The organism is Bisbaumannia salifodinae (assembly GCF_055388505.1).
This window is the reverse complement of record NZ_AP043781.1, coordinates 3,807,567-3,820,732: the sequence shown is the minus strand read 5'-3', so window position 1 is coordinate 3,820,732 and position 13,166 is coordinate 3,807,567. Positions and strand designations below refer to the sequence as shown.

General features: G+C 66.4%; 12 protein-coding genes. 11 read left to right on the top strand and 1 reads right to left on the bottom strand.

The window, feature by feature from the left end; all coding sequences use genetic code 11:
* Positions 1–79 precede the first annotated feature (79 nt).
* Positions 80–982, bottom strand: a complete 903-nt coding sequence (locus ACZ5EF_RS17825; protein WP_346063708.1) for a LysR family transcriptional regulator — start codon at positions 980–982, stop codon at positions 80–82.
* Positions 983–1,166: 184 nt separating this feature from the next.
* Here ACZ5EF_RS17825 and catA (ACZ5EF_RS17820) point away from each other — a divergent pair, with 184 nt between their 5' ends.
* The 11 genes from catA (ACZ5EF_RS17820) to ACZ5EF_RS17770 all read left to right on the top strand — a co-directional run bounded on the left by catA (ACZ5EF_RS17820) (position 1,167) and on the right by ACZ5EF_RS17770 (position 13,155).
* The gene (catA, locus tag ACZ5EF_RS17820) at positions 1,167–2,141 is read left to right on the top strand and encodes a catechol 1,2-dioxygenase (RefSeq protein ID WP_464122516.1); all 975 of its coding nucleotides are present in this window, start codon (positions 1,167–1,169) and stop codon (positions 2,139–2,141) included.
* Positions 2,142–2,307: 166 nt separating this feature from the next.
* Complete coding sequence (locus ACZ5EF_RS17815; RefSeq protein ID WP_346064057.1) at positions 2,308–3,693, top strand: Rieske 2Fe-2S domain-containing protein; 1,386 nt, start codon at positions 2,308–2,310, stop codon at positions 3,691–3,693.
* The gene (gene benB / locus ACZ5EF_RS17810) at positions 3,690–4,178 is read left to right on the top strand and encodes a benzoate 1,2-dioxygenase small subunit (protein ID WP_346064058.1); all 489 of its coding nucleotides are present in this window, start codon (positions 3,690–3,692) and stop codon (positions 4,176–4,178) included. Before ACZ5EF_RS17815 ends, benB begins: the two co-directional genes overlap by 4 nt.
* Positions 4,179–4,201: 23 nt before the next feature.
* Positions 4,202–5,242 carry a benzoate 1,2-dioxygenase electron transfer component BenC gene (gene benC, locus ACZ5EF_RS17805; RefSeq protein WP_346064059.1) on the top strand — a complete coding sequence of 347 codons (1,041 nt, stop codon included), beginning with the start codon at positions 4,202–4,204 and terminating at the stop codon, positions 5,240–5,242.
* Positions 5,239–6,018 carry a benzoate diol dehydrogenase BenD gene (gene benD / locus ACZ5EF_RS17800; RefSeq protein ID WP_346064060.1) on the top strand — a complete coding sequence of 260 codons (780 nt, stop codon included), beginning with the start codon at positions 5,239–5,241 and terminating at the stop codon, positions 6,016–6,018. Before benC ends, benD begins: the two co-directional genes overlap by 4 nt.
* An 80-nt stretch (positions 6,019–6,098) precedes the next feature.
* On the top strand, positions 6,099–7,346 hold the full coding sequence (locus tag ACZ5EF_RS17795; protein WP_346064061.1) for a benzoate/H(+) symporter BenE family transporter: 1,248 nt from the start codon (positions 6,099–6,101) through the stop codon (positions 7,344–7,346).
* Between the two features lie 82 nt (positions 7,347–7,428).
* Positions 7,429–8,625 carry a benzoate/H(+) symporter BenE family transporter gene (locus tag ACZ5EF_RS17790; protein ID WP_346064062.1) on the top strand — a complete coding sequence of 399 codons (1,197 nt, stop codon included), beginning with the start codon at positions 7,429–7,431 and terminating at the stop codon, positions 8,623–8,625.
* 397 nt (positions 8,626–9,022) lie between these two features.
* On the top strand, positions 9,023–9,997 hold the full coding sequence (gene catA / locus ACZ5EF_RS17785) for a catechol 1,2-dioxygenase (protein WP_464122511.1): 975 nt from the start codon (positions 9,023–9,025) through the stop codon (positions 9,995–9,997).
* A gap of 266 nt (positions 9,998–10,263) precedes the next feature.
* Positions 10,264–11,319 carry a TRAP transporter substrate-binding protein gene (locus ACZ5EF_RS17780; protein ID WP_346061288.1) on the top strand — a complete coding sequence of 352 codons (1,056 nt, stop codon included), beginning with the start codon at positions 10,264–10,266 and terminating at the stop codon, positions 11,317–11,319.
* 73 nt (positions 11,320–11,392) lie between these two features.
* Positions 11,393–11,869, top strand: a complete 477-nt coding sequence (locus ACZ5EF_RS17775; protein ID WP_346061289.1) for a TRAP transporter small permease — start codon at positions 11,393–11,395, stop codon at positions 11,867–11,869.
* Entirely contained in the window at positions 11,866–13,155 is a 1,290-nt protein-coding gene (locus ACZ5EF_RS17770; RefSeq protein ID WP_464122508.1) for a TRAP transporter large permease, read from the top strand. Before ACZ5EF_RS17775 ends, ACZ5EF_RS17770 begins: the two co-directional genes overlap by 4 nt.
* Positions 13,156–13,166 lie beyond the last annotated feature (11 nt).

Below are 13,166 nucleotides of genomic sequence, written 5' to 3'. Positions count from 1 at the left end.
TTCTACCGGGCGCCAAGGGACACACCGTGTGCCTACCCAGGCGCCGCGACTGGCGGAACCTTGGCGTGGCCGTCTTAGCTCAGGGATAGCGTCCGCTGCGGCGGTTCTCCACCAGCACCTCGAGGATGGCGTTGGCGGCCTGCATCACCTCGGAGGGGGGCTCGCCGCGGCGGCGGCTGCACAGCACCGGCGAGGTGAGGCTCTTGTCGGCCAGGTAGATGAAACTGATGCCGTCGCGGCGCACCCGCCTGACCTGCTCGGGCACCAGGGTGATGCCGATCTCCGAGGCCACCAGGCCCAGCGCCGTCTGCAGCTCGTTGGCCTCCTGTACCACCTCCACCTTGAGCCCCTGGCGGCGGAACAGGCCGAGCACGGTATCGGCGAGGCTGGGGCGCGGCTTGGCGGGAAACAGGATCAGCGGGTAGTCGGCGAGTTCCGCCAGGGTGGGGGTGGTGCCCTCCAGGGGGTGACCGCAGGGCACGGCGGCCATCAGCGGTTCGTCGAACAGCACCTCCTGCTCCACGTCCGGGTCATCGATGCGCAGGCGCCCGAAGCCGATATCGATACGCCCCGCCTTGAGGGCCTGCACCTGCTGCACCGTGGTCAGCTCCGCCAGGCTCAGCTCGACGTTATCCTTTTGTCGTAAGCCCCGCACCAGCAGCGGTAGCTGCCCATAGAAGACCGAGGCGACGAAGCCGATCCCGAACATCACCCGCTGGCTTCGGGCCATGCGGCGGGCGGCCTGCACCGTGGTGTCGATCTTCTCCAGTATCTGCAGAGTATGCTCATAGAAGAACTGACCGGTGGTGGTCAGGCGCATGCCGCGGGGCCCGCGATCGAAGAGCTTGACCCCGACTTCTTCCTCTAACTGTTTGATTTGTCGAGATAGCGGTGGCTGCGCCATATGCAGCCTGGCCGCCGCTCGGGTCAGGTTCAGCTCCTCGGCGACGACGCAGAAGTACCTCAGGTGACGCAGCTCCATGATACCTCCAGGGTATGGCTGAGGACCCAAACGATATTGGTTCTGTGCCCTGGGGGCAATCACACTTGCCCCATAACAGGGCAGACCGAGGTTCGACCCGGTGCCTTCCGCCAAGGAGCACGCCCTGCGAGACCCGCTAGCACCGGCCGCGACCGGTCATAACGACAATGACGAGGATAGCCCGATGAGCGTCAAGATCTTCGACACCCCGGAAGTCCAGGATTTCCTCAAGGCCGTGGCCGGCTTCGATCAAGCCGGCGGCAACGAGCGCGCCAAGCAGATCCTGCACCGCCTGCTCTCCGACCTCTATCGCCTGATCGATGACTTCGATGTCAGCCCCGAGGAGTTCTGGTCGAGCGTCAGCCTGCTCAATGCCCTGGGCCACGATACCCAGTTCGGCCTGCTGGCCCCGGGCCTGGGCTTCGACCACTACCTGGACATGCGCATGGACGCCGAGGACGCGGCCCGCGGCCTGGCCGGCGGCACCCCGCGCACCATCGAGGGGCCCCTCTACGTGGCCGGCGCCCCCGAGGACGAAGGCTACGCGCGCCTGGACGACGGAAAGGACGCCGATGGCGAGACCATGTGGCTGACCGGCCAGGTGCGTGACACCGATGGCCGGCCGGTCGCCGGCGCCCGGGTCGAGATCTGGCACGCCGACTCCAAGGGCGGTTACTCCTTCTTCGACCCCTCGCAGTCCGAGTACAACCTGCGCCGGACCATCGTCACCGACGCCGAGGGCCGCTACATCGCCCGCAGCATCATCCCCTCCGGCTACGGCGTCCCGGAAGGCGCGCCCACCGACCAGGTGCTCAAGGCCCTGGGCCGCCACGGCGAGCGCCCGGCACATATTCACTACTTCGTCTCGGCGCCGGGTCACCAGCACCTGACCACCCAGATCAACCTGGCCGGCGACCCCTACACCTGGGGTGACTTCGCCTTCGCCACCCGCGAGGAGCTGGTGATCCCGGCCAAGCGCATCGACGACGCCGTCGAGATCGACAAGCGTCGGCTGGAGGGTCCCTTCGCCGAGGTGATCTTCGATATCGAGCTGAGCCGGACCGAGGCCGCCGAGCTGCAGAGTCGCCACGCCCGTCCGCGGGCCAAGGAAGACGCGCAGGATGCCGGCAGCCAGTTGGCCGGAACCGCCAAGGTCTGAGCTCGACAGGCCCTCAGAACCTCGCGCCGGCGGCTCGCCGGCGCCCCCGAATCCCGTTTTGCCCGTCCCGCCATGGCGCTCCTCGCCATGGGCTGGGGAAGCCTTGGCTTCCGCCGGGACGCGGCGAGTCCAACAGCGTCTCTGCCGAGACATCAGGAGTCCGATCATGACCCACAAGCTTGATCAACTCGAGAAACGCGTTCGCGGCGCCGTCATCGACGACGCCGAGGCCGGCATCTTCCGCTGCCACCGCAGCATGTTCACCGACCCCGACTTCTTCGACCTGGAAATGAAGCATGTCTTCGAGGGCAACTGGCTGTTCCTGGCCCACGAGAGCCAGATCGCGGAGCCCGGCGACTACTTCACCCTGACCATGGGTCGCCAGCCGGTCGTTATCACCCGCGACAAGGAGGGCGAGCTGCACGGCCTGATCAACGCCTGCGCCCACCGCGGTACCACCCTGTGCCGGCGCAAGCGCGGCAACAAGGGCACCTTCACCTGCCCCTTCCACGGCTGGACCTTCAAGAACGACGGCAAGCTGCTCAAGGCCAAGAACGAGAAGACCGGCGCCTACCCGGAGGGGTTCAAGCAGGACGGCTCCCACGACCTCACGCGGCTGCCGCGCTTCGAGAGCTACAAGGGCTTCCTGTTCGGCAGCCTGAGCGATGATGTCCTGCCCCTGGAGGAGTACCTCGGCGAGACCAAGAAGGTCATCGACAATATCGTCGATCAGGCGCCGGAGGGGCTGGAAGTGCTGCGCGGCACCTCGTCCTACACCTATCACGGCAACTGGAAGCTGCAGGCCGAGAACGGCGCCGATGGCTATCACGTCGGCACCGTGCACTGGAACTACGCCTCCACCATGGATCGCCGCAACTATGACGCCGGCGGCACCAAGGCGGTGGACGCCAACGGCTGGTCGAAGAGCCAGGGCGGCTTCTACTGCTACGAGAACGGCCACATCATGCTCTGGACGCGGCTGCTCAACCCCGAGGTGCGCCCGGTCTACACCCGCAAGGACGCGATCGAGAGCGAACTCGGCGAGGCCCGGGCCGACTCCATCGTCAACCAGACCCGTAACCTCTGCCTCTACCCCAACGTCTACCTGATGGATCAGTTCTCCACCCAGATCCGCGTGCTGCGTCCGCTGTCCGTGGACAAGACCGAGGTGACCATCTACTGCTTCGCGCCCAAGGGCGAGTCCGCCGAGGATCGCCGCGTGCGCATCCGTCAGTACGAGGACTTCTTCAACGTCAGCGGCATGGGCACGCCGGACGACCTGGAAGAGTTCCGTGGCTGCCAGACCGGCTACGCCGGCTCGCTGGCCGAGTGGAACGACCTGTCCCGCGGCGCCACGCAGTGGATCGAGGGCGCCGACGACAATGCCAAGGCGATCGATATGAAACCCCTGCTCAGCGGGGCCTCCCCGGAGGACGAGGGGATCTACGTGCTGCACCACAAGCACTGGGTCGAGCAGATGCTGCGCGCCATCGACAAGGAGCGCGGCCAGTTTATCGCCACCGAATCCGCGGCAGAGGAGGAGCACGCATGAGCATCTCTTATCAGGAACTTCAGGCCTTTCTCTACCGCGAGGCGCGGCTGCTCGACGACCGTCAGTGGGACGAGTGGCTGGAGTGCTACCGCCAGGATGCGGTGTTCTGGATGCCGGCCTGGGACGACGACGATCGGCTGACCGAAGACCCCGATGCCGAGATCTCGCTGATCTACTACCCCAACCGCGAGGGTCTCGAGGACCGGGTCTACCGGATCAAGACCGAGCGCAGTGGGGCCAGCACGCCCGAGCCGCGTACCACGCACCAGATCAACAACCTGGAAGTGCTCGGTCAGGACGGCGATGAGGTGACGCTGCGTTTCAACTGGCAGACCCTGAGCCATCGCTACAAGGAGACCCAGACCTTCTTCGGCACCTCCTTCTACACCCTGGACGTGTCGGGCGAGCGACCGCTGATCACCCGCAAGGTGATCCAGCTGAATAACGATTACATCCATCAGGTCATCGACGTTTACCACGTCTGATGCGCTGAGGGAGGAGAACCACCATGAGCTACACCATTGCCCTTAACTTCGAGGATGGCGTCACCCGTTTCATCGGCTGCAAGGTGGGCGAGACCGTCCTCGACGCCGCCTACCGGCAGAAGGTCAACCTGCCCATGGACTGCTCCGATGGGGTCTGTGGCACCTGCAAGGGCCACTGCGAGCAGGGGGGCTTCGACATGGGTGACGAGTACCTGGAGGAGGCGCTCTCCGACGAGGAGGCCGCGGGCGGCATGGTGCTGACCTGCCAGATGGTGCCGTCGTCCGACTGCGTCGTTCAGGTTCCGGTGGCCTCCTCCCTGTGCAAGACCGCGGTGGGTGAGGTGCAGGGCAGCATCGCCGCGGTGGAGCGTCTCTCCGAGGACAGCATCGAGCTGGCCATCGACCTGGACGAGGGCGGCGAACTGGCCTTCCTGCCCGGCCAGTACGTGAATATCACGGTGCCGGGGGCGGGGGTCCATCGCTCCTACTCCTTCAGCTCGCTGCCCGGAGAGACGCGTGCCAGCTTCCTGATCCGCAATATCCCGGGCGGGGTGATGAGCAGCTACCTCACCGAGCGGGCCGCACTCGGCGAGCGCCTGACCCTGACCGGCCCCCTGGGCAGCTTCTACCTGCGCGAGGTGACTCGCCCGGTGCTGATGTTGGCCGGCGGTACGGGCCTGGCGCCCTTCCTGGCCATGCTCGAGCAGCTGGCTCGGCAACGGCAGGAAGGCAAGGGCGGCGATCAGCCGATCCATCTGATCTACGGGGTCAACCAGGACGATCACCTGGTCAAGGTGGACGCCCTGGAGGCCTTCGCCGAGCAGCTGCCGAGCTTTACCTACGCCACCGTGGTGGTGGACGAGGCCAGCGACCACCCGCGCAAGGGCTACGTCATCCACCATATGGATGCCGGCGTCATGCATGATGGCGACGTCGATGTCTACCTCTGCGGGCCGCCGCCCATGGTCGACGCCGTGCTCAAGCATTTCGATGCCGAGGGCATCGTGCCGCAGAGCTTCCATTACGAGAAGTTCACGCCGAACGCGGCGGGGGAGGCCGCATGAGCCGCTTCGCCAAGAAGGTGATGGTGATCACCGGGGCCGCCCAGGGCATCGGCCGGCGGGTCGCCGAGCGGGCCGGCGCCGAGGGCGCCCGCCTGGCCCTGGTGGATCGCGCCGACCTGATCCACGAGGTGGTGGCCGAGCTGGCCGAGCAGGGCATCGAGGCCATCGCCCTGCAGGCCGACCTGGAGACCTGGGAAGGCGCCGCCGAGGTGATGGCGAAGAGCGTCGAGCGCTTCGGACGGATCGATATCCTGATCAATAACGTGGGCGGGGCGATCAACTTCAAGCCGTTCACCGAGTTCAGCGACAGCGAGATCGCCGCCGAGATCACCCGCTCGCTGATGCCGACCCTGTGGTGCTGCCGGGCGGTGCTGCCCAGCATGGTGGCGCAGGGTGGTGGCGTCATCGTCAACGTCTCCTCGGCGGCCACCCGCGGCATCCACCGGATTCCCTACTCGGCGGCCAAGGGCGGCGTCAACGCCATGACCGCCTCGCTGGCCTTCGAGGTTGCCGAGCACGGCATCCGCGTGGTGGCCACCGCTCCCGGCGGCACCGAGGCGCCGCCGCGGCGCATCTCCCGGGGCACCCCCGAGCCGCGCAACGCGACGGAGCAGGCCTGGTTCCAGGCACATATCGACCAGACCAAGCAGAGCTGCCTGATGAACCGCTACGGCACCCTGGACGAGATGGCCGCGCCCATCCTCTTCCTCGCCTCGGACGAGGCCAGCTATATCACCGGCAGCGTGGTGCCGGTGGCCGGCGGCGACCTCGGCTAGCCGATGGCCGGATCGGATGCCAGGGCCCGGGGACGGGCCCAAGCAGGATTCCAACGACAATAATTCCCCTGGAGCACACCATGAAACATCTCGAGAAGGGCGTCGGCCTGCGGTCCGCGCCCAGGGACTTCCTCCGCGACCTCAACGTCGACAACCTCAGCGCCGGCGTGGTCGCCGGCATCTTCGGCCTCAGCGCTGGGATCATCCATATCAGCGCCGGCACCGCCGCCGGCCTCGATTCCCACTTCATCATGATCTGGGTGATCAGCTACCTGATGATCAATGGCCTCTTCGGCCTGGTGATGCCGGCCTACTACCGGCTGCCGATGCCCATGGCCAACTCCATCCCCGGGGCCCTGCTGTTCGCCGCCATCATCCCCGTGGTGGGCCTGGAGGCCGCCCTGGGGGCGACCCTGATCGCCGGGGCCATCTCTCTGGTGGCCGGCCTGGCCGGGGTCATGGGCATCGTCATGAAGCTGATTCCCATGCCCATCGTCATGGGTATGGTCGCCGGGGTGCTGCTCAAGTTCGGCCTCAATATGGTGGCGCCGCTGGAGAACGCCATTCTGCCGGCGGCGATCATGATCCTGGCCTTCTTCTTCTCGGCCCGCCTGCTGCGCCGGGTGCCGCCGCTGATCGTCGCCATGCTGGCCGGTATCGCCTACATGGCCTATAGCGGCGTCGACTTCTCCGCGGTCGAGTTCTCGGTGACCTTCCCCGAATTCATCGTGCCGGAGTTCACCCTGAACGCCTTCCTCGCCTATGGCCTGCCGCTGGCGCTGATCCTGGTGGGCATGGAGACCCCCGCCGGGGTGGGGTTGATCAAGGGCATGGGCTACAAGGAAGTGCCGGCCAACGCCATCACCGCGGTGGGCGGCGTGGGCACCATGCTCTCGGCCTTCTTCAACCTGCACAGCACCTGCATCGCCGCGCCGATGACCGGCATCTGCGCCTCGCCGGAGGCCGGCCACCAGGACAAGCGCTGGGTGGCGGCGGTGGTGACCGGGGCCATCTTCGTGATCGCCGCGCCCTTCTACGGCTTCGTGGTCAGCCTGATCGAGGCCATGCCGGGCTACTTTATCGCCATCATCGCCGGCCTGGCGCTGCTGCGTGTGATCACCTCGGCGATGCATATGGCCTTCTCCGGCAAGCACGAGATGGGCGGCCTCTTCGCCTTCCTGATCGCCGCCTCCGGCCTGCAGATCCTCGGCATCGGCGCCTCCTTCTGGGCCCTGGTGCTGGGGGTGGTGATCTCGATGCTCTTCGAGACCAAGGACTTCGAGTTCCTGCTGACGCGACGCGAGCGGCCCGGCAAGGCCGCTTCCTGATACTCTCGTCTTCCCCCTTGGCTCGGGCCCCGTCGGCCCGGGCTTTTTTCCTTTGTCGTCCAGCCGAAGAGGGACTTTGACCATGTCGCGACTCAAGGATGTCTCGCTTCCCGCCATCACCGCCGGCTTCGTGGCGGTGCTGATCTCCTACTCGGGGCCCTTGGCGATCTTCTTCCAGGCGGCCCAGAGCGCCGGGGTCTCCGAGGCCATGATGACCTCCTGGGTATGGGCCATCTCGCTGGGGGCCGCCGTTTCCGGGATCGCGCTCAGCCTGTGGCTCAGGGTGCCGGTGGTCACCGCCTGGTCGGCGCCGGGCACGGCGCTGCTGGTGACCCTCTTCCCCGGGCTCTCGCTCAACGAGGCGGTGGGTGCCTACCTCACCGCGGCGGTGATGCTCTTCGTGATCGGCATCAGCGGTTCCTTCGACCGTCTCGTCAGGGCGATTCCCCCGGGTATCGCCAGCGCCATGATGGCCGGTATCCTCTTCCAGTTCGGGGTCGGCGTCTTCGTCTCCCTGGAGTCGGTGCCGGCGCTGGCCATCGGCATGCTGATCACCTACCTGGTGGCGCGGCGCCTGACGCCCCGCTATGGGCTGATCATCCTGCTGCTGGTGGGCATCGCGCTGGCGGTAGGGCTGGAGGGCGCCAGCCTGCAGGGCGTCTCCCTGCAACTGGCCGAACCGCAGTTTATCCGCCCGGAGTGGAGCTGGCATGCCACCCTGAGCCTGGCCCTGCCGCTGGTGCTGGTCAGCCTCACCGGCCAGTTCCTGCCCGGCATGGCGATCCTGCGCACCTCGGGCTATGACACCCCGGCCAGGCCGATCGTCACCGTCACCAGCCTGACCTCCTTCGCCACCGCCTTCTTCGGTGGCATTACTACCGTGGTGGCGGCCATCACCGCCGCCATCTGCACCGGCAAGGAGGCCCACGAGGATCCCGGCAAGCGCTACGTGGCTGGGGTCGCCAATGGCGGCTTCTACCTGCTGGGGGCCTGCTTCGCCGGTACCATCGTGGCGCTCTTTACCTCCTTGCCCGGGGAGTTCGTGGCGATCCTAGCGGGGCTGGCGCTGATCGGCGCCATCACCAGCAACCTCAGCGCCTTCGCGGCCCAGAAGGATCACCTGGAGGCCTCGGTGATCACCTTTGTCGCCACCGCCTCGGGCATCAGCTTCCTGGGCCTGGGCTCCGCCTTCTGGGGCGTGGTGGCCGGTGGCCTGGCCTACCAGTTGCTGCATGGCCGCTTCGTAATCTCGAGGGGGCGGCGGATCAGGGAGTCCTGAGATTGTTCTTTCGTCGTATCCCTGGTCGCGGTCGGGCGATGAGCCAGGCGGGGATGCGGCCCGGTCGGGCCCGTCGTGTCGTCGCCGGTGGTGGCGATGGGCCGGAGGCGGCCGATAGGGGGATGGCGCGAAATACAAGATAATCCACTGGTACGATGCGCTTAATCGGGTAGTGATTATGAAAACCTGCTGGAATTCTGGTGCTTGTTCCTAGATTTATTGGATGACCTCACCATACCCCTAGGGGTATGGCCGAAAGCCCAAAGGGTATTGGCTGGCTGGGCCGAGGATGGCGAAGATACTTGAAAAGTGTAGTTTGTCCGGCGCCCGATCGGGCTCGGCGAGAGTGGCTCTCCCCCGGCAGAGGGGAACAAGGATAATGACAGAGGCCCAGACCATGACCGTAAAGATCTTCGATACCCCGGAAGTCCAGGACTTCCTCAAGACCGTGGCCGGCTTCGATCAGGCCGGCGGCAACGAGCGCGCCAAGCAGATCCTGCACCGCCTGCTCTCCGACCTCTACCGCCTGATCGACGACTTCGACGTCAGCCCCGAGGAGTTCTGGTCGAGCGTCAGCCTGCTCAATGCCCTGGGCCACGATACCCAGTTCGGCCTGCTGGCCCCGGGCCTGGGCTTCGACCACTACCTGGACATGCGCATGGACGCCGAGGACGCGGCCCGCGGCCTGGCCGGCGGCACCCCGCGCACCATCGAGGGGCCCCTCTACGTGGCCGGCGCCCCCGAGGACGAAGGCTACGCGCGCCTGGACGACGGAAAGGACGCCGATGGCGAGACCATGTGGCTGACCGGCCAGGTGCGTGACACCGATGGCCGGCCGGTCGCCGGCGCCCGGGTCGAGATCTGGCACGCCGACTCCAAGGGCGGTTACTCCTTCTTCGACCCCTCGCAGTCCGAGTACAACCTGCGCCGGACCATCGTCACCGACGCCGAGGGCCGCTACATCGCCCGCAGCATCATCCCCTCCGGCTACGGCGTCCCGGAAGGCGCGCCCACCGACCAGGTGCTCAAGGCCCTGGGCCGCCACGGCGAGCGCCCGGCACATATTCACTACTTCGTCTCGGCGCCGGGTCACCAGCACCTGACCACCCAGATCAACCTGGCCGGCGACAAGTACACCTGGGATGACTTCGCCTTCGCCACCCGCGAGGAACTGGTGGTGCCGGCCAAGCGCATCGATGACGCCGCCGAGATCGCCAAGCGTGAGCTGGAGGGCCCCTTCGCCGAGGTGGTCTTCGATATCGAGTTGGCCAGGACCGACGCGCCCGAGCTGCAGGTGCGCCACGCCCGCCCACGGGCCAAGGAAGACGCCCAGGACCAGGCCAGCCAGTTGGCCGGCACCGCCAGGGTCTGAGCCAGTGCACCACCCGGGTGCCATCGCTTCCGCAGGGCACGACAAGGGTGCCTGGACCCTGGCGGTCTATCGCGAAGCCTTTATTCAAGTCGCTGTTTTATAAAGCTCTTGAGATAAGTGGCACCCGGTTCGCTTGATATGATCGGGATTAGACTTAAGGCCTAGTCGACCGACCATGTGTGGTTTTATTTGAAAATTCATGTGATATTTAATGCATGTGGTGTCAGCGACACCCGGCACAATAACAATCACGAGGTGACCCCATCATGACGCAGCAAACCACGAACCCGACCCTGACTCCCCGGCGGCGCGTCGGCGCCGCCTGCCTCGGTGCCTTCCTGGCCGGCTCGCTGGCGATGAGCCAGGCCCAGGCGAGCGATATCACCCTCAATTATGCCTTCTTCGCCCCCGCCCAGACCTTCCCCGCGGTACAGATGGAGCACTGGGCCGAGGAGCTGGAGCGCCGCACCGACGGTCGCGTGTCGGTCAATACCTTCCCCGGGGGCACCCTGCTGACCGCCGGCAACATGTATGACGGCGTGCAGAGCGGCGTCGCCGATATCGGCCTCTCCGCCACCTCCTATGAGCCGGCGCGCTTTCCGCTGATCAACCTGGCCGGCAACCTCACCGGCATCGAGGTCGACTCGACGGTGGCCAGCCGGGTGGTCTACGACCTGATCCAGGAGTTTCCCGCCGACCAGCTGGGCCTCGAGGATTTCAAGGTGATCACCGCCTTCACCTCCGAGCCGGGCTACCTGCATAGCCGTACCCCGGTGACCTCCCTCGAGGATCTCCAGGGCCAGGAGATTCGCGTACCCGGTGACAGCACCGAGGTGCTGGAAGCGCTGGACGGCGTCCCCGTGGGCCTCAACCAGGCCGAGACCGGCGAGGCCCTGCAGGCGGGGGTGGTCGACGGCTATGTGGGCTCCCGCGAGACGCTGATGGACCTGCAATACGCCCGCAGCGTCCAGTACGTCACCGACTACCCGCTGACCAATGTGGTCTTCGTCGCCGCCATGAACCGCCAGCGCTGGGAGTCGCTGCCCGAGGACGTACGGCGGGTGATCGACGAACTGGGCGCCGAGATGGCCCACTTCGCCGGCGACTACCTGGACGGCCATATCGAGGAGTCGCTGGCCTGGGCCGCCGACAACCACGACGTCGAGACCTTGACGCTGAGCGACGAGGAGGCGGCGCGCTGGGCCGAACGCCTGGCGCCCATCAACGAGGCGCGCCTGGCCCAGGTGGCCGAGATGGGCCTGCCCGCCGAGGCATTCCACGGACGCATGCGGGAGCTGATCGACAGCTATCGCCAACCCTGAACCCCTGGGGTTACGGGCCCGGCGGCGGCCGAGTCGCCGCCGGGAGTGATCGACTCTGCGAGGCACTCGTCCCATGCATCGATGCAATCTCCTGATCAGCCGCGCCCTGCTGTTCGTGGCCGGCCTGGCCCTGCTGGCCATGGTCGCCCTGGTCGCCGCCAATATCGTTATGCGCCAGCTGGCCGCCTCCTTCGGCGGCACCAGCGAGATCGTCGGCTGGCTCACCGCGGTGGTGGTCGCCTTCTCCCTGGCCTATGCGCAGTTGAACAAGGCGCATGTGGAGCTGGATATCCTGGTGGCGCGGCTCCCCGAGCGCCTGCAGGCCTTGCTCCAGGCCCTGGTGGCCCTGGTCAGCCTGCTGTTCTTCGCCATGGTGGCCATCAAGCTCTGGGAGTACGGCTATGGCGCCATGCAGCGCGGCATGGTCTCCCAGACCCTGCGCCTGCTCCTCCATCCGATGATCTACCTGGTGGCCCTGGGCTTCTCCGCCTTCTGCCTGGTGCTGCTGGCGGATGTCTTCGGCAGCCTGAAACGAGTGGTGACGAAATGAGCATGACCCTGATGGCCGTGGTCGGCGTCCTGGCCCTCTTCCTGCTGATCCTGCTCAAGATGCCGATCAGCTTCGCGATGTTTATCGTCGGCTTCTTCGGCATGCTGCAGATGACCAGCCCGATGGCCGCCTACAACATCATCAGCTCGGGCATCTGGGAGCAGTTGTCGGCCTACTCGCTGAGCGTCATCCCGCTGTTTATCTTTATGGGCGAGCTGCTGTTTCGCTCGGGGATCACCGAGAAGATCTTCGCCTCCGCCTATGCCTGGATCGGCCATCGTCGCGGCTCCATGGCCACCACGACCATCCTCAGCAGCGCCGGCTTCGCGGCGGTCAGCGGTTCCAATACCGCCACCGCGGCCACCGTCGGCACCATCGCCCTGCCGGAGATGAAGAAGTTCGGCTATCACCGGGCGCTCAGCGCCGGTAGCGTGGCCACCGGCGGCACCCTGGGGGTGATCATTCCGCCCAGCTCGGTACTGATCGTGATCGCCCTGCAGGCGGAGCTGGCCATTCGTGACCTGTTTATCGCCAGCATCGTGCCGGGGCTGATCCTGGTGGCGCTGTTCGTGATGACCATCGCCTGGCTATGCCGGAAGTACCCGGCCATGGCCCCCGCCGGGGAGCGGGCCACCTGGGCGGTACGGCTGACATCGCTCAAGGGCGTGCTGGAGATCGCGGCGCTCTTCGCCCTGGTGCTGGGGGGCCTCTTCGCCGGCTGGTTCACCTCCACCGAGGCCGCCGCCGTGGGCTGCGTGGGCGCCCTGGCCATCGTCGCCCTGCAGGGACGCCTGACCCTGGAGGTGCTCCAGGAGGCGCTGGCCAATGCCCTCAAGTCCTCGGCCATGATCCTGATGCTGGTGGCCGGCGCGGTGATCTTCGGACGCTTCCTCACCGTGACCCGGCTGCCCTTCCTGGTGGGTGACTGGGCCGCGGCCCTGCCGCTGCCGGCGATCCTGATCATGGCCTGCGTGCTGCTGATCTACGTGATCGGTGGGGCCCTGATGGACGCCATGGGCTTTTTGATCATCTCGATCCCGATCTTCTTCCCGGTGGCCCTGGCGCTGGGCTATGACCCCATCTGGTTCGGCATCATGGTGTGCATCGTCACCAGCATGGGGGCGATCACGCCGCCGGTGGGGGTCAACGCCTTTATCGTCAAGAGCCTCGATCCGGAGCTGGGCTTCGGCGATATCTTCCGCGGCGTCGGCTACTTCATGCTGCCCTACCTGGCCTGCATCCTGCTGCTGCTGGCGATTCCCGAACTGATCCTGTTCGTGCTCTAGGCAGACCGAGG